Source organism: Allobosea sp. BE125 (assembly GCF_031456075.1).
In the GTDB taxonomy this organism is placed as follows: Bacteria; Pseudomonadota; Alphaproteobacteria; order Rhizobiales; family Beijerinckiaceae; genus Allobosea.
On record NZ_JAVDTY010000010.1, the window covers coordinates 135566 to 151220 of the forward strand.

15 protein-coding genes and 1 other RNA gene are annotated in these 15655 nt (G+C 67.2%); 12 read left to right on the plus strand and 4 right to left on the minus strand.

Annotated features, from left to right (window positions below; all coding sequences use genetic code 11):
- Nucleotides 1–12: 12 nt before the first annotated feature.
- The 3 genes from J2Y55_RS21435 to J2Y55_RS21445 form a co-directional block, all read right to left on the minus strand.
- Complete coding sequence (locus J2Y55_RS21435) at nt 13–1677, minus strand: HlyD family secretion protein (RefSeq protein WP_310157787.1); 1665 nt, start codon at nt 1675–1677, stop codon at nt 13–15.
- Between the two features lie 111 nt (nt 1678–1788).
- Nucleotides 1789–2592, minus strand: a complete 804-nt coding sequence (locus J2Y55_RS21440) for a peptidoglycan recognition protein family protein (protein ID WP_310157789.1) — start codon at nt 2590–2592, stop codon at nt 1789–1791.
- Between the two features lie 11 nt (nt 2593–2603).
- Nucleotides 2604–3368, minus strand: a complete 765-nt coding sequence (locus tag J2Y55_RS21445; protein ID WP_310157791.1) for a TerB family tellurite resistance protein — start codon at nt 3366–3368, stop codon at nt 2604–2606.
- Nucleotides 3369–3426: 58 nt separating this feature from the next.
- Between J2Y55_RS21445 and J2Y55_RS21450 the strand changes: the two genes are divergently transcribed.
- The 3 genes from J2Y55_RS21450 to rnpB all read left to right on the plus strand — a co-directional run bounded on the left by J2Y55_RS21450 (nt 3427) and on the right by rnpB (nt 4860).
- Nucleotides 3427–3609, plus strand: a complete 183-nt coding sequence (locus tag J2Y55_RS21450) for a hypothetical protein (RefSeq protein WP_310157794.1) — start codon at nt 3427–3429, stop codon at nt 3607–3609.
- A gap of 162 nt (nt 3610–3771) precedes the next feature.
- Nucleotides 3772–4398, plus strand: a complete 627-nt coding sequence (locus J2Y55_RS21455; protein ID WP_310157797.1) for a transglycosylase SLT domain-containing protein — start codon at nt 3772–3774, stop codon at nt 4396–4398.
- Between the two features lie 53 nt (nt 4399–4451).
- An RNA gene (rnpB, locus tag J2Y55_RS21460) (RNase P RNA component class A) lies at nt 4452–4860 on the plus strand.
- A gap of 184 nt (nt 4861–5044) precedes the next feature.
- Here rnpB and J2Y55_RS21465 read toward each other — a convergent pair.
- The gene (locus J2Y55_RS21465) at nt 5045–5467 is read right to left on the minus strand and encodes an organic hydroperoxide resistance protein (RefSeq protein ID WP_310157799.1); all 423 of its coding nucleotides are present in this window, start codon (nt 5465–5467) and stop codon (nt 5045–5047) included.
- Between the two features lie 188 nt (nt 5468–5655).
- Between J2Y55_RS21465 and J2Y55_RS21470 the strand changes: the two genes are divergently transcribed.
- From J2Y55_RS21470 to murD, 9 genes are all read left to right on the plus strand, one after another.
- Nucleotides 5656–6138, plus strand: coding sequence for a MarR family winged helix-turn-helix transcriptional regulator (locus J2Y55_RS21470; protein WP_310157802.1), 483 nt, complete (start codon nt 5656–5658; stop codon nt 6136–6138).
- A 363-nt stretch (nt 6139–6501) separates the two neighbouring features.
- Nucleotides 6502–6984 carry a division/cell wall cluster transcriptional repressor MraZ gene (locus tag J2Y55_RS21475; protein ID WP_310157806.1) on the plus strand — a complete coding sequence of 161 codons (483 nt, stop codon included), beginning with the start codon at nt 6502–6504 and terminating at the stop codon, nt 6982–6984.
- On the plus strand, nt 6981–8021 hold the full coding sequence (rsmH, locus tag J2Y55_RS21480; protein ID WP_310157809.1) for a 16S rRNA (cytosine(1402)-N(4))-methyltransferase RsmH: 1041 nt from the start codon (nt 6981–6983) through the stop codon (nt 8019–8021). Before J2Y55_RS21475 ends, rsmH begins: the two co-directional genes overlap by 4 nt.
- A gap of 2 nt (nt 8022–8023) precedes the next feature.
- Nucleotides 8024–8410 (plus strand): cell division protein FtsL, encoded by a 387-nt coding sequence (gene ftsL / locus J2Y55_RS21485; protein WP_103716506.1) that lies wholly within the window; start codon nt 8024–8026, stop codon nt 8408–8410.
- On the plus strand, nt 8407–10167 hold the full coding sequence (locus tag J2Y55_RS21490) for a peptidoglycan D,D-transpeptidase FtsI family protein (protein WP_310157812.1): 1761 nt from the start codon (nt 8407–8409) through the stop codon (nt 10165–10167). Before ftsL ends, J2Y55_RS21490 begins: the two co-directional genes overlap by 4 nt.
- A gap of 51 nt (nt 10168–10218) precedes the next feature.
- Nucleotides 10219–11676: a UDP-N-acetylmuramoyl-L-alanyl-D-glutamate--2,6-diaminopimelate ligase gene (locus J2Y55_RS21495; RefSeq protein ID WP_310157814.1), complete on the plus strand. Its 1458-nt coding sequence runs from the start codon at nt 10219–10221 to the stop codon at nt 11674–11676.
- Nucleotides 11673–13097 (plus strand): UDP-N-acetylmuramoylalanyl-D-glutamyl-2,6-diaminopimelate--D-alanyl-D-alanine ligase, encoded by a 1425-nt coding sequence (locus tag J2Y55_RS21500; protein WP_310157816.1) that lies wholly within the window; start codon nt 11673–11675, stop codon nt 13095–13097. The genes J2Y55_RS21495 and J2Y55_RS21500 overlap by 4 nt, the downstream gene beginning before the upstream one ends.
- 19 nt (nt 13098–13116) lie before the next feature.
- Complete coding sequence (gene mraY / locus J2Y55_RS21505) at nt 13117–14199, plus strand: phospho-N-acetylmuramoyl-pentapeptide-transferase (protein ID WP_310157818.1); 1083 nt, start codon at nt 13117–13119, stop codon at nt 14197–14199.
- A 2-nt stretch (nt 14200–14201) separates the two neighbouring features.
- Nucleotides 14202–15632, plus strand: a complete 1431-nt coding sequence (gene murD / locus J2Y55_RS21510; RefSeq protein ID WP_310157821.1) for a UDP-N-acetylmuramoyl-L-alanine--D-glutamate ligase — start codon at nt 14202–14204, stop codon at nt 15630–15632.
- Nucleotides 15633–15655: the final 23 nt, after the last annotated feature.

Sequence of the window (15655 nt, forward strand, 5' to 3'; positions counted from 1 at the left end):
ACGTTGACCCCATCAGAACAGCCGCGGGCCGCGCGCCGGCGGGCCGCCGGTGGGGGCTGCGAGGCCGGCCGGGCGGGGGCCGCCGCCGATGATGACCTGCGTCGCGTCCTTGATGTCGCCCGCGAGGATCTCGGTATAGGCGCCGTCGGTCGGCCCCAGCATAAGGGCGACAGCCTTGGGCTGGCCCTCAGTGTCGAGCGTGTAGACCCGGGCCGGAGTGCCTGTCTGCTGCCGGTTCGGACGGCCCTCCCGCATCAGTGCTTCGAATTTCGTGCGACGCTCGGGGTCGAGCACGGCGGCGACCTTCTTGATCATCTCGATGCGGGCGGCGCGGAAGGCGGCGCGGCGCTCCTCCTCGGAGAGACCGGCCAGCGCCTCACGCCCGCCGCGCCGCTCCTGGAAGATCGCGGCGATGGCCTGCTTCTGCTCCGGGGTCGGCTGGATATCGGCTTCGATGCGTTCGCGCAGTGCAGCTCCGCTGCGGTTGCCGCCGCCGGCCTGCTGGCTCTGGGCGGCCATGGGCAGCACGACCGGCGCGGGGCCCTGGGCCACGCCGACAGGGCGGAAGCGCAAAGCCGCATTGGGCGCGCGCAGGACGTTGTCGCGGTCCTCGGTGACCACCTGCAGATTGGCGGTCATGCCGGGGAGTAGCGCCATATCGGTGTTGGTGACACGAACCACCCCGGTATAGGTGACGACGTTCTGGATCGTCTGCGCGCCGAGCCGGACCATTTCGACATGGCCCTCAAAAGTGCGGTTGGGATAGGCGTTGACGGTGAAGCTGACCGACTGGCCAACCTTCAGGCGGCCGACATCGGCCTCGTCGATATTGGCGTAGATGTCGATGACGCGCAGATCCTGCGCGATCAGGAACAATGTCGGCGTCGAGAGCGAGGCCGCGACCGTCTGGCCGAGATCGACCTGGCGCTGGACCACGACACCATCGACCGGCGAGCGGATATCGGTGCGCTCCAGATCGATCAGGATGTCCTTGAGCTTGGCGTCGCGCTGCGAGATGGCCGCTTCGCCCGACTGCACCTGCCCTTCGGCCAGCAGGATGTCGGCGTCGAGCCCGTTGAGCTCTGCCTTGGCGGAGGCGATCTGCGCCTCGCAGGAGGCGAGCGTCGCTGTCTGGACCTCGACCTGCGTGCGCGCCGTGTCGAGGTTCTGCTGCGAGCCGGCCTTGCGCGAGAACAATTCGTTCTGACGCTCGAAGGTGCGCCTGGCGTCTGCGAGCTGGGCTGCAGTGCGGTCGCGCTGGGCTTCGAGATCGCTGATCGTCGAGTTGGCCCTGATCCGCGTCGAGCGCGCCCGGTCGAGCTGGGCGCGCTTGACCATGAGATCGGCCCTGGCTTGCGAAACATCGGCCTGGGCTGCGTCACGGCGGGTCTTGATCTGGTCGCTGTTCAATCGCGCGACGACCTGGCCGGCCTTCACCTGCGAATTATAGTCGGCGAGGATCTCGACGATCTGGCCCGAGAGCTGCGAGCCGACGAGGACGGTGGTGACCGGCGTCAGCGTGCCGGTCGCACGCACGGCGGCGGTGATCCGGCCGCGATCGAGCGCAGCGGTGCGATAGGCGGCGTCGTTCGCCGAGCCTCCGGTCGGACGCAAGGTCCAGTAGCCGGCTGCAATGGCGAGCACTGCCAGTCCCGATCCGATCAGCCACTTGCGCAAAACCGTTCCCCGATCCGGCGCAGCTCCGAGAATGGGCGCGCACTTGATCGCAGAATGCCAGAATCGCGCAGCCTTCGCGAGTTAACTTCCCGCAATGTTGCGCAAGGTCACTCAGGCGGTCCGCGCGTCCCGGGTCATGGCCAGCAGGTCGCGCAAGGTGGTGATCGTCGAGGCGTCGGCGACGCCGTCGACCTTCTCCGGCCGCCAATGGCGCTGGAAGGCCGAGACGACAGCCTCGAGCCGCTCGTCGAAGACGCCGTCAACCGTCACGCCATAGCCCAGCATCGCGAACATCGCCTGCAGCGCCTCGACCGGCTGGCCGCTTTCGCCGCGCGCCAGGAAACGGCCGCTGCGGATCGGTGCGGGGTCCGCCCAGACGCCGACGCCGCCCTCACTGAGCCACCGCCAGGGGAATTTCTCGCCGGGGTCGATCTTGCGGCCGGGCGCAATGTCGGAATGAGCGAGCACGCGCTCGGGCGGGATGGCCCAGCGCTCGCAGATGTCGCGGCAGAGGTTGAGGGTCGCCGTGATCTGCTCGGGCGGGAAATCGGGCAGGCCGCCGGGATGACCGGGATTGGCGATCTCGATGCCGATCGAGCAGGAGTTGATGTCGGTCTCGCCGGCCCAATGCGAGGCCCCGGCATGCCAGGCGCGACGGCCTTCCGGCACGAGCTGCAGCGTATGGCCGTTCTCGAAGACGAAATAATGCGACGAGACCTGCGAGACCGGGTTGCACAGCCATTGCAGCGCCTCGCCGGCGTCGCTCATGCCGGTGTAGTGCAGGATCAGCATGTCCGGGTGGCGGGGAGGGGCGTCATCGCCCGCACCATTGCCGCTTGGCTTGCGTTCGCCATGGTTCGGAGACGGAAAGATCTTGGCCGCGAAGCGGCTGTCGGGGTGGGCGGTCTGGTTCATGCTGGGTTCTCTCAGGCCGGCTCGCGCGGGCGCTTGGTCGCCAGGTCCTTGGCCGCCAAGCCGCGTTCCGCCTCGATCGTATCCCAGGCGGCATTGATCGCGGCGAGGCGGCGTGTGGCGATAGCCACGGCCTCCTCGGGCAGGCCGCGCGCGATCTCGCGGTCGGGATGGGTTTGCGCGACCAGCTTGCGATAATGCTGCTTCAAGGTGGCATCGTTCATCTCACGCGTCGCGCCCAGCACCAGATAAGGGTCGTCGGGCCGGCGCATATGGCGCGCCTCGATGCGGGCGAAACCGGCCTCGGTGATGCCGAAGATCGTGGCGACGTCGCGCAGATAGGCGTGCTCGTCCTGATGGATCGCGCCATCGGCCGCCGCGATCAGGAACAGCCCGTCGAGGACGTCCTCGAGCAAGGCAGGCTCGTCGCGGAAGGCCTCCGCGATCTGCGTCGCATAGGCCTCGAAGCCGGCGCTGGTCTGCTTGGCGAGGTCGAACAGGCTTTCGATGCGGGCCTGCTGGTCGGGCGGTACGATGACGATGCGCCGGAAGGCGGCGATCTCGTCGCGCGTCACGACGCCGTCCGAGCGCGCCATCTTGGCCGCGAGCGCGACCAGCCCGGTGGTGAAGACGAGCTCGCGCGGGGCGGGCCCGAACGGCGCGCCCTCCCTGTCGATCAGGACATGGCCTGCGACAGCGCCGATCAGTGCGCCGAGCGGGCCGCCGAGCGCAAGACCGAGGCCGCCACCGCTCAGCGCCCCCCAGAATGACGAAACCATGATGCGGGCGACTCCCGGCCTGACCTAGCGAATGAGAACCTGGTGGATGAGGATAGTGATGAAGGGCCGCGTCGGACAGGCCGGCGCGGCGCGGGATGGTGCCGGCGGCGATATTTTTTCGCTGTGGCGTCGCCCGAGAGGCGATTTCACCACTCCGGCCGTGAAATGCGTCCTCAATGGGGCAATGTCTTCGGTCGAGATTGTCGTTGCGTCAGCACAATCCATGGTTGCGCGCTGTTGATTCGAATACATGCCGAATACTCCAGCGATAAATATCGAATAATTTCCTGTTGATGGCGCTAAAGCATAGTTTTGTTGTGCGTCGGGTCAGATTATAGTCACATTTGCTGGTCATTTGCCTCTGCCCTTCAGCCATGTTCCAGCATGAAGGGTAAAGTTGATCATGCGATATACCACAAGCGCCGCCGCCATTTTCGCGATTTGCCTCGTCGGATTTCAGCCTGCTCGGGCTGAATCGGTCAATGACGAAAAGGATGCGCTGGCGTTTATCGTGAGGGACGCCGAGATCGCTCGCGAGAAGGCTGCCGCGCAGGGTGGGCACGAGACCGCGAAGACCGAAAAGGCCTCGCAGGCACGGCTTGCCCGTTCCGAGAAGACGGCGACGCGCGCAGCCCCTTCGCTGGCCGCGCCGGCCGGTTCCGAAGGCCTCAAGGCGCTGGTCGCGCGCCATGCCGCAGCCAATGGCGTGCCGTTCGCGCTGGCCGATGCCGTCGTGCGGATCGAGAGCCGCTACAATCCCCGCGCAACCCATGCCGGCAATTACGGCTTGATGCAGATCCGCCACCAGACCGCGCGCGGCCTGGGTTATACCGGCGGGGCCGGTGGCCTGCTCGATGCCGAGACCAATGCGCGCTTTGCGATGAAATATCTGGCTCAGGCCTATCGTCTTGCTGGCGGCGACACCTGCAAGACCGTGATGAAATATCAGAGCGGCCACATGACCGAGCGGATGAGTGGCGCCAACCGGACCTATTGCGCCAAGGTCCGCACCATCAGCGCCCATAGCTGAGCCGTGGCCCGGCTGGCTTGACGCGGCGCGCCCAAACGCGCACTAGCGACCCGCCAGTCGGCCGGACGGCCGCTCCCGTTCGCGGGGGAGGGAAAGTCCGGGCTCCACGGAAACACGGTGCCGGATAACGTCCGGCGGGGGCGACCCCAGGGAAAGCGCCACAGAGATCGAACCGCCTTCTGCCAAGCGCTTCGGCGCCTCGGTGCGAAGGTAAGGGTGAAAAGGTGCGGTAAGAGCGCACCGCGGACCCGGCAACGGGGACGGCATGGCAAGCCCCACCGGGAGCAAAACCGAATAGGGACGATGCTTTCCGCGCAGGCGGGGAGGGGCCTGTTTCTGGGCCTTGTCGTTCGGGTTGGTTGCTCGAGGCGCGCAGCAATGTGCGTCCCAGAGGAATGGCCGTCACGTCGGGGGAGCGATCCTCCGGCCATCCAGAACCCGGCTTATAGGCCGACTGGCACCTCTCGACCGTCGGATATTCTACTCCGGCGGACATCTGACGCGGCTTTCTGCGCTTCCGGTGCTCACGGACCGATGTCCGCTCCGCTCCGGTTCTCGAAAGCCACGCCAGCTGCCTCACCGGAGCGAATCTCCGATCGGCCGCGGACGGTCCGAGGCCTCGCCAGACGTCTCGCGGCCTATCGGCTCACGCGACCTTCAGCTCGACGTCGATATTGCCCTTGGTCGCGTGCGAGTAGGGGCAGACGATATGGGCCTTCTGGACCAGGTCCTCGGCCACAGCCTTGTCGATGCCCGGTACCGAGATGGTCAGCTTGACCGCGATGCCGAAGCCGGCGCCGTCGTCGCGCGGGCCGATGCCGACATCGGCGCTGACGCGGGAGTCCTCGGGAATCTTCACCTTTTCCTTGCCGGCGACGAATTTCAGCGCGCCGAGGAAGCAGGCGGAATAGCCGAGCGAGAACAACTGCTCGGGATTGGTGCCGTTGCCGCCGCCGCCACCGAGTTCCTTGGGCGTGTTGAGCACGACATCGACATTGCCGCTGTCGGTGGCGGCCTTGCCCTCGCGGCCTCCGGTCGCGGAGCCATGGGCGGTGTAGAGGATTTTCATCAGGAATCTCCTTGGTCTTGGTGATCGTTCGGCGGGGCGCGATGCGGGACCGGCTGATCGGCGAGCTTGCGTTGGCAATTTAGATCGTGCACAATTAAATTGTCAACGAGCAAAATGAATCCGCTCACGTTGAGTTGATTGCGTCGCCGGCTGCATTCTGGTCTTCGGTGTTCAGGAGGCGATGGCTGATGCTGGGAAGGGAAGCGATGGCGGCCAAGAAGGTTCCCGAGCAGCATTCGCCCCGGCTGGAGGATCAGCTTTGCTTCGCTGTCTATCTCGCCGGCCATGCCTTCAACCGCGTGTATCGCTCGGTGCTGGCCGAGCTCGGCCTGACCTATCCGCAATATCTGGCCATGCTCGTGCTGTGGGACTGTGACGGGCTGACGGTGAAGGCGATGGGTGAGCGGCTCATGCTCGATTCCGGCACGTTGACGCCGCTGCTGAAGCGACTGGAGGCCGCCGGCCTGATCCGCCGCGAGCGCGACCGCGAGGATGAGCGGCAGGTGCGGCTATACCTGACGGCGCAGGGCGAGAGCCTGCGCGAGAAGGGGCGCTGCGTGCCCGACAGCATGGCGCGCGCGCTCGGTGGCGCAGTGGAATCCAGGGGGCGGCTGCTGGAGCAGTTGAACGCCTTGCGCGATGCGCTGCTCGCGGCCGCCGAGCCCGCCTGAGGCAGAGCAAAATCTCCGAAAATTATTTTGCATGGGCTGCCATCCGTGCGGCTGCCGCATGGTCGCAGCGGAGGCGGTATTGGCGTCAAATCCGCGCGTGCTTACGGATGCTTAACCTTAACGGGCTGTGATGGGGCGAAGCGTCGGCAGGCACCTGTCGGCGCATGCGATTCCATTGACGCCCATAAGAACCCATGCTATCCCAAATCATCCCGTCGAAGCAGACAGGCGACAGTCAGGTCAAGGTCCGTGTGCCGCGCGGATTTCGGCTCGCTCTCTCGCTTTGCCTGCTTCGACGGGGTGTCATGACCCCGGCCGTTGCCGAACCGGGCATGCATGTGAAGAGCAGGCCGGGAGGCGGCGTTGACAGACCGCTTCGTCTCGAACTTCACCAATCGGCTCGACGCCAAAGGGCGCGTGTCCATCCCTGCGAGTTTCCGATCGGTCCTGGCGAAAGACGGCTACGAGGGGCTTTACGTCCATCGCACGCTGGACCTGCCGGCGCTGGATGCGGGCGGTCACGCCCTGCGGGCGACGATCGACGATATCCTGGCCCGCTTCTCGCCCTTCTCGGACGAGTGGGAATTGCTGTCGACGGCTCTGAACGGCGCCTCGGAGGTGCTGAAAGTCGATCCGGAGGGACGCATCATGCTCAGCGAGGCGCTGAAGACGCATGCCGGCATCGGCGATGCGGTGACCTTCGTCGGCCACGGCCACAAGTTCCAGCTCTGGGAGCCCGCCCGCTTCGAGGCGCATCTGGAGGCGGCGCGGACGCGGCTGCGCGACGTCAAGCGCAGCCTGGGAGCGTCATTGCCTGTTCCAGCCACTTCGGGGGCGGGGACATGAGGGGGCGTCGCAGGCCCGACGACCTCGGCGTCGACACGGGCGCCCGCCATATCCCAGTGCTGCTGGCCGAGGTCCTGCAGGCGCTCGCGCTGCAGCCGGGCGGCCGCTATCTCGACGGCACCTTCGGGGCCGGCGGCTATGCCCGCGCCCTGCTCGAGGCCGCGCCCGGCGCGACGCTTCTGGGGCTCGACCGCGACCCGACGGCGATCGCGGGTGGGGCGGATCTCGTCGCCGAGATGGCCGGCCGGCTGACCTTGTCGCAGGCGCGCTTCGGCGAGCTCGCCGAAGAGGCGCAGCGCTTCAAGATGGCGCCGCTCGACGGCGTGGTGCTCGATATCGGCGTCTCCTCCATGCAGATCGACCAGGCGGAGCGCGGCTTCTCGTTTCGCTTCGACGGGCCGCTCGACATGCGCATGGGGCGCGAGGGCCAAAGCGCTGCCGACATCCTCAACGAGACCGAGGAGGGGCTGCTCGCCAACATCTTCTATCACTATGGCGAGGAGCGGCGCTCGCGCGCCGTGGCGCGCGCCGTGGTCGAGGCGCGGCGCAAGGAGCCGCTGACGACGACAAAGCAGCTTGCCGATCTCGTCGCCGGCATCGTCCGGACCGAGCCCGGCGGGGCGCATCCCGCGACGCGGGTGTTCCAGGCCTTGCGCATCGCGGTCAATGATGAGCTCGGGGAGCTGGTCAAGGCGCTGCACGCGGCCGAAGCCGTGCTCAAGCCCGGCGGGCGGCTGGTCGTGGTGACCTTCCACTCGCTGGAGGACCGCATCGTCAAGCAGTTCATGGCGGCGCGTTCGGGGCGCAGCCCCGCGGGCTCGCGCCACGCGCCCGTGGTCGCCATCGCCGAGCCGACCTTCAGTCTCGTCTCGAAGGGGGCGGTCGCGCCGACAGAGGCCGAGATGCGGCTCAACCCGCGGGCGCGCTCGGCCAAGCTGCGCGCGGCGGAGCGGCTGGCCACTGCCGCACGTGCCGCCGAGCCCGATCTGGTCGCGCTCGCAGAAGTGCCTGACCCACAGCCGCGCCGGAGGCCCTGAGCGTGATCAAGCTGCTCCATGTCGTCGCCATCGGCGCGCTCGTCTCCTCGGCGCTCTATGCCTACACGATCAAATACGGCACCACTCTGGAGGCCGAGCAATTGCAGAAGATCAAGAGCAAGGCGCAGCGCGAGCGCGAGGCCATCGCCGTGCTCAAGGCCGAATGGCAGTTCCTCACCCGGCCCGACCGCTTGCAGACGCTGGCGGACCGCCATCTCGATCTGCAGCCTTTCTCGGTGACGCAGGTCGTGCGCGCCTCCGACATTCCCAATCGCGGCCCCAAGGTCGACGCCATCGGCCGCAAGCTTGAGGATCTCGGGCTCGGCTTGCCGACCGAGACCCCCAGGGATCGCAAGGCGAGCGCAACCACGCCCGGAGGCCGGCCATGAGCGTTGAGACGACCTCCGAACCTGGCGCCGAGGCGCCGCCGCCGGCGCGCCGGCTCTTCAGCTTCCTGCGCGACGTCTTCCGCATGAGCGGTGAGAAGAGCCAGCCGCGCGTCGGCCTGGTGATCCTCGCCTTTTCCGCGCTGTTCCTGGCCATCACCGGCCGGCTCGTCATGCTGGCGACGCTGCCCGGCGAGCAGGTCGGCCTGCGCCGGGCCACCGCGAATGCGATCTCCGCCGCGCGGCCCGATATCCTCGACCGCAACGGCGTCGTGCTGGCGACCGATATCAGGACGGTTTCGGTCTTCGCCGAGCCGCGAAATATCCTCGACAAGGACGAGGCGACGGAGCTCCTGACCGCTGTCCTGCCCGATCTCGACGCCAAGGAGCTGCGCGAGAAGCTCGGCACCAAGAAGGGCTTCGTCTGGGTCAAGCGCGAGATCACGCCGCGCCAGCAGGCGGAGGTCCACCGGCTCGGCATTCCAGGCGTCGGCTTCGTGCCCGAGAACAAGCGCGTCTATCCCAACGGGCCGGCCGCCGCCCATGTGCTGGGCTTCGCCAGCGTCGACAATGTCGGCATCGCCGGCATCGAGAAATACATCGACACGCAGGGCCTGCAGGATCTGTACGGGGCGGGGCTTGCGACGCAGGCCTCCGACCTGAAACCGGTGACGCTCTCGGTCGATCTGCGCGTCCAGCACCTGCTGCGCGACGAATTGGTCAAGGGCATGGAGCGGTTCAAGGCGATCGCTGCTGCCGGCGCCATCCTGGACGTCAATACCGGCGAGGTGCTGGGGCTGGTCTCGCTGCCGGATTTCGACCCGGGCAATCCGGTCGATGCGCTCGAGAAGGACCGGATCAACCGGATGAATGTCGGCGTCTACGAGATGGGCTCGACCTTCAAGGCGCTGACCATCGCGATGGCGCTGGATTCAGGCAAGGCCAACATCAATTCGAGCTATTCGACCGCGGGCGGGATGATGCGCTTCGGCCGGCAGGTCATCAAGGAATACCATGGCACGGGGCGCACGCTGACGGTGCCGGAGGTGTTCGTGCATTCCTCGAACATGGGTTCGATCAAGATGGCGCTTTCCGTCGGCGTCGAGGGCCACAAGGCCTTTCTGAAGAAGATGATGCAGCTCGACCGGATGACGACGGAGCTGCCCGAGAGCGCCGCTCCGATCGTGCCGAGCCGCTGGGGCGAGATCAACACGGCGACGATCGCCTTCGGCCACGGGCTCGCGGTCGCACCGATCCAGGCGATGGCGGCGGTGGGCGCGCTGGTCAATGGCGGCACCTTCATCACCCCGACCTTCCTGAAGCGTTCCGAAGAGGATGCAAGGAAGACCGGCGTGCGCGTGATCAAGCCGGAAACCTCGGAGGCGATGCGCTTCATCATGCGCATCAACGGCGAGAAGGGCTCAGCCCGCAAGGCCGACATCCCCGGCTATTTCGTCGGCGGCAAGACCGGGACGGCCGAAAAGGTCATCAACGGGCGCTATGCCAAGAACCGCAACTTCACCACCTTCACGGCGATTGCGCCCTCGGACAAGCCGCGCTTCCTCTTCCTTGCGATCTATGACGAACCCAAGGGCTATGCCGAAAGCGGCGGCTACTCGACGGCTGCATGGAACGCCGGCGTCACCACCGGCAGGGTCATCGAGCGCGCCGCGCCGATCCTGGGCCTGGCGCCGCGCTTCGAGCCTCCGATCGCGCCGTTCCCGCTGATGGCGAAGCTCGGCGCCTGGGGCAGTCGCTGATAGCATGGTGGGGCGATTGTTGTTGTGGGCAGGCAGGGCTTTGACCGAGCGATGAATGCGCGAAACTGGAGCCTCGGCCAACTCTTTCCCGGAGCCTTCCCCTCCGACAAGGACCGCAGCGTAACGGGTGTGGCCTTCGACAGCCGCAAGGTCGCGCCCGGCGCGGTCTTCGTGGCGCTCGCCGGGGCCAAGGCAGACGGCGCGCGCTTCATCGCGGACGCGGTCGCGCACGGTGCGACCGCCATCGTCTCGGGCCAGCCGAGGCCGGGCAATCTCGATGGCGCGATCGCCTTCGCGCAGGTCGAGGATCCGCGCCTCGCTCTGTCTCTGGCCGCGGCGGTCGTCCATCCGCGCCAGCCCGGAACCATCGTCGCGGTGACGGGCACGAGCGGCAAATCCTCGGTCGCCGATTTCACACGCCAGATCTTCCAGGTGCTGGGCCATGAGGCGGCGAGCCTCGGCACGGTCGGCATCGTCACCTCCAAGGGCTCGAAATACGGCTCGCTGACGACGCCCGATCCGCTGTCGCTACATGCCTCGCTCGACAATCTCGCTGGCGAAGGCGTCACGCATCTGGCGATGGAGGCCTCCTCGCATGGGCTCGACCAGCGCCGGCTCGATGGGGTGCGGCTTGCGGCCGGCGCCTATCTCAATCTCGGCCGCGACCATCTCGACTACCACCCGACCGTCGAGGATTATCTCGACGCTAAGCTGCGGCTCTGGGACCTGCTGCCCGCTGGCGCGCCGGTCGTGATCAATTGCGACGGGGCTTTTGCGGACAAGGCGTCGGCTGCCGCCGTGGCGAAGGGCCATCCCATCATGGGCGTCGGCCGCGCTGGTGAGACGCTGAGATTGCTGGAGGTGCTGCGCGAGGGCTTTTCGCAGCGCCTTCGGGTCCGGGCGCAAGGCCGGGAGATCGAGGTCGTGCTGCCGCTGGTCGGCGATTTCATGGCCGGGAATGCGCTGGTCGCCGCTGGGCTCGCCGTCGCGGCGGGCGAGGCGCCGGAGGCTGCGCTCAACGCCTTGTCGGGCCTCGTCGGCGTGCCGGGACGGCTCGAACGCGTCGGCTCGCTGAGAGGTGGGCTCGCCGTCGTCGATTTCGCCCATAAGCCCGATGCCCTGGAGGCCGTGCTTGCGACCTTGCGGCCCTATGCGGCGGGGCGCCTGATCTGCGTTTTCGGCTGCGGCGGCGATCGCGATCGCGGCAAGCGGCCAGTGATGGGTCAGATTGCGGCCGATCTCGCCGATCTGGCAATCGTGACCGACGACAATCCACGCACCGAGGATCCCGCCGCGATCCGGGCCGAGATCCTGGCGGCTTCGCCCAAGCTGACCGAGATCGGTGGCCGGGCTGAGGCCATTCGCCACGCTGTCGGCTTGCTGGGTGCGGGCGATGTCCTCGTCGTAGCCGGAAAAGGCCATGAAACCGGCCAGATCATCGGCGACCGGACATTGCCGTTCTCGGATCAGGACGTAGTGCGGGCGGCGATTGCGGAGATGGGTCAATGAGCGCGCCCTTGTGGAGCGGAGACAACCTGGTCGCGGCCATGGGCGCGCGGCTTGCCGGGGCGACGCCGGCCGCCGTGACCGGGGCCTCGATCGACACCCGCACCTTGGAGCCGGGCGACGCCTTCTTCGCCATCCAGGGGGAGGCGCGCGACGGCCATGAGTTCGTCGCCGGGGCGCTCGCGAAAGGCGCTGCGCTCGCGGTGATCGACGAGGCGCATGCCGCACGATTCAGCGGCGAAGGGCCTTACGCCGTGGTGCCCGACGTGCTGCGGGCGATGGAGCAGGCCGGCGCGGCGCGCCGGGCTGAGCTCAAGGCCCAGGTCGTCGCGGTGACGGGCTCCGTCGGCAAGACCGGCACCAAGGAGGCGCTGCGGCTCGTCCTGTCGCGTCAGGGCAAGACGCATGCGCCGGTCGCCTCCTACAATAATCACTGGGGCGTGCCATTGACCCTGTGCCGCACGCCGGCCGATGTCGCCTATGGCGTTTATGAGATCGGCATGAGCAACCCCGGCGAAATTCTGCCGCTGGCCCGGCTTGTGCGCCCGCATGTCGCGATCATCACGACGATACAGCCGGTGCATCTGGCGGCCTTCGCTTCGCTCGAAGGCATCGCCGAGGAAAAGGCCTCGGTGTTCTGGGCCCTGGAGCCCGGCGGCACCGCCATCCTCAACGCCGACATCCCGCAGACCGAGCTTTTGCGCAGTCTCGCCAAGGCCGGCCCGGCCGGGCGCATCATCAGCTTCGGCGAGAGCATGGATGCCGATGTCAGGCTGGTTTCCTGCGCGCTGAAGCCCGATGTCTCCACGGTGGACGCCGTCGTGATGGGCCAGCCGGTGACCTATCGGCTCGGCAGCCCGGGCAAGCATATCGTGCTGAATTCGCTCGCGGTTCTCGCTGCCGTCACGGCGCTTGGCGCTGATCTCGCTTTGGCGGCGCTGGCGCTGGGCGATCTCAAGCCGCCGGCCGGCCGGGGCGCAAGGCAGATCCTGCAAGGGCCGGGCGGGGCCTTCGCGCTGATCGATGAGAGCTATAACGGCAACCCGGCCTCGATGCGGGCGGCGATCGAGAATCTCGGCCGCATGCCGGTCTCCGGGCGTGGTCGGCGCGTCGCCGTGCTGGGCGACATGCTGGAGCTTGGGCCGAGCGGACCCGACCTCCACAAGGGGCTGGCCGAGGTCGTCCTTAGCAACGGCGTCGACAAGGTTTTCGCCTGTGGTCCATTGATGCGCGGGCTCTACGACAGCTTGCCATCCACCCTCAGGGGGGCTTATGCCGCCCAGTCGAGCGGGCTCGAGCCGCTCGTACTGGATGCGATCAGGGCCGGCGACGTCGTCACGGTCAAGGGGTCGCTGGGTTCGCGCATGGGGCCGATCGTGAAGGCGATCGTGGCGCGTTTCCCGACCCTGCAGGCCGATGAATAGAACAAGAGACTGAAAACCGATGCTCGTCTGGCTCGCCGATTTCTCCGGCACGTTCCCGATCCTGAACGTGTTCCGCTACATCACCTTCCGCGCCGGCGGCGCTACCGCCACGGCGCTGCTCGTCGTCTTTTTCTTCGGTCCTGCCGCGATCTCCTGGCTGCGCATCAAGCAGGGCAAGGGCCAGCCGATCCGCACCGACGGGCCGGAATCCCATCTCGCCAAGCGCGGCACGCCGACCATGGGCGGGCTTATGATCCTGGCCGGGCTGTTTGCCGCGACATTGCTCTGGGGCAATCTGCGCAATCCTTACGTCTGGATCGTGCTCGGGGTCACCGCGAGCTATGGCGCCATCGGCTTCTACGACGATTTCCTGAAGGTCACGAAGCAGTCCCACAAGGGCTTCTCCGGCAGGGCGCGCATCGCGCTCGAGGTGGTGATCGCGGTGATCGCCTGCACCTTCATCATGCAGACGCAGCCGCCGGCGATCTCGTCGAGCTTCGCCATGCCCTTCCTCAAGGAAGCGATCATCCCGCTTGGCATCCTGTTCCCGCTGGTCACCGCCTTCGTCGTGGTGGGCGCTGGCAATTCGGTGAACCTGACAGACGGGCTCGACGGGCTCGCCATCGTGCCGGTGATGATCGCGGCCGGCACTTTCGGTTTCATTGCCTACCTTGCCGGTAACGCCATCTTCGCCAACTACCTGCAGATCCATCATGTGCCAGGCGTCGGCGAGCTCGCCGTGATCTGCGGCGCGATGATGGGGGCGGGGCTAGGCTTCCTTTGGTTCAATGCGCCGCCGGCGCAAATCTTCATGGGCGACACCGGTTCGCTCGGCCTGGGCGGCATGCTCGGCACCATCGCGGTCGCGATCAAGCACGAGGTCGTACTCGCCATCGTCGGCGGCCTGTTCGTGGTTGAGGCGCTCTCGGTCATCATCCAGGTCGCGGTGTTCAAGCGCACCGGCAAGCGCGTTTTCCTGATGGCGCCGATCCACCATCATTTCGAGAAGCTGGGCTGGACCGAGCCGCAAGTGGTGATCCGCTTCTGGATCATCTCGGTGGTGCTGGCGCTGGTCGGTCTCTCCACGCTCAAGCTGCGCTGATCATGACACCCGTCACCGTTTTCAAAGGCAAGCGCCTGGCTCTGTTCGGGCTCGGCGGCTCGGGGCTGGCAACGGCGCGCGCCCTGAAGGCGGGCGGGGCGGAGGTCGCGGCCTGGGACGACAACCAGGCGAGCCGCGACAAGGCCTCGGCCGAGGGCATTCCGGTGGTCGATCTCGCCCAGGCGGATTGGGCGGGCTTTGCGGCGTTCATCCTGTCGCCGGGCGTGCCGCTGACCCATCCGCAGCCGCATTGGACGGTCGAGAAGGCCAGGGCCGCCGGCGTCGAGATCATCGGCGATGTCGAATTGTTCTTCCGCGAGCGGGCGAAGATTGCGCCTGCCGCGCCGGTCGTCTGCATCACCGGCACCAATGGCAAGTCGACGACGACGGCGCTGGTCGCGCATGTGCTGCGCCAGGCCGGCCGCGACGTGCAGATGGGCGGCAATATCGGCACGGCCGTTCTGGCGCTGGAGCCGCCGGCGCAAGACCGCATCCATGTCATAGAGTGCTCAAGTTACCAGATCGACCTCGCGCCTGCGTTGGCGCCGACTGTCGGCATCCAGATGAACCTGACGCCGGACCATCTCGACCGGCACGGCACCTTCGAACATTACGGCGCGATCAAGGAGCGACTTGTCGCCCAGTCCGACATCGCCGTGATCGGCGTCGATGACGAGCCGTCCAAGCAGATGGCGCGGCGGCGCGCCGCCTCAGGCCGGCCGCTGGTCAAGATCAGCGGCGAGCAGCCGCTCGACGAGGGCGTCTTCGCCGGCATCACGGCCAATGCCGGCAAGCTCGACACCCGCATCGTCCAGGTCAGGGACGGCAAGCCCAAGGTGGTGGCGAACCTCGCCGGCATCGGCAGCCTGCGCGGCTCCCACAACGCCCAGAACGCGGCGGCGGCTTTCGCCGCCTGTTTCGCGCTGGGACTGAGCGCTGAGGACATCGCGGCGGGCTTCAAGAGCTATCCGGGCCTGGCCCACCGCATGGAGGAGATCGGCCGCGTCGGCCGGGTCGTCTTCATCAATGATTCCAAGGCGACCAACGCCGATTCCACTGAAAAGGCACTGACCTCCTTCCGCGACATCTTCTGGATTTTGGGCGGCAAGGCGAAGGAGGGCGGTATCGAGAGCCTGACGCGCTACTTCCCCAACATCGCCAAGGCCTATCTCATCGGCGCGGCGAGCGACCTGTTTGCGACGACCTTCGATCAGGACGGCCGGGTCGCTTACGAACGCAGCGGCACGCTCGATGTCGCGGTCGCTGCCGCGACCCGCGATGCGCAGGCTCAGCCCGGCGAAGGCGAGATCGCGGTACTGCTCTCGCCGGCCTGCGCTTCCTTCGACCAGTTCCCGAATTTCGAGGTGCGCGGCGACGCCTTCAGGGCGCTGGTCAAGGCGCTGCCGGGCTTGGTGCCGTTCGGGGCGGATTAGGCTGTGCGGCAGGCCCGTTCGCC

Bases quoted from the DNA above. Each gene is read 5' to 3' on its own strand.
- J2Y55_RS21440 (WP_310157789.1), bottom strand. From the start codon at position 2,592: ATGAACCAGACCGCCCACCCCGACAGCCGCTTCGCGGCCAAGATCTTT.
- J2Y55_RS21445 (WP_310157791.1), bottom strand. From the start codon at position 3,368: ATGGTTTCGTCATTCTGGGGGGCGCTGAGCGGTGGCGGCCTCGGTCTT.
- J2Y55_RS21450 (WP_310157794.1), top strand. From the start codon at position 3,427: ATGAAGGGCCGCGTCGGACAGGCCGGCGCGGCGCGGGATGGTGCCGGC.
- J2Y55_RS21455 (WP_310157797.1), top strand. From the start codon at position 3,772: ATGCGATATACCACAAGCGCCGCCGCCATTTTCGCGATTTGCCTCGTC.
- J2Y55_RS21465 (WP_310157799.1), bottom strand. From the start codon at position 5,467: ATGAAAATCCTCTACACCGCCCATGGCTCCGCGACCGGAGGCCGCGAG.
- J2Y55_RS21470 (WP_310157802.1), top strand. From the start codon at position 5,656: ATGCTGGGAAGGGAAGCGATGGCGGCCAAGAAGGTTCCCGAGCAGCAT.
- rsmH (WP_310157809.1), top strand. From the start codon at position 6,981: ATGAGGGGGCGTCGCAGGCCCGACGACCTCGGCGTCGACACGGGCGCC.
- J2Y55_RS21490 (WP_310157812.1), top strand. From the start codon at position 8,407: ATGAGCGTTGAGACGACCTCCGAACCTGGCGCCGAGGCGCCGCCGCCG.
- J2Y55_RS21495 (WP_310157814.1), top strand. From the start codon at position 10,219: ATGAATGCGCGAAACTGGAGCCTCGGCCAACTCTTTCCCGGAGCCTTC.
- J2Y55_RS21500 (WP_310157816.1), top strand. From the start codon at position 11,673: ATGAGCGCGCCCTTGTGGAGCGGAGACAACCTGGTCGCGGCCATGGGC.
- mraY (WP_310157818.1), top strand. From the start codon at position 13,117: ATGCTCGTCTGGCTCGCCGATTTCTCCGGCACGTTCCCGATCCTGAAC.
- murD (WP_310157821.1), top strand. From the start codon at position 14,202: ATGACACCCGTCACCGTTTTCAAAGGCAAGCGCCTGGCTCTGTTCGGG.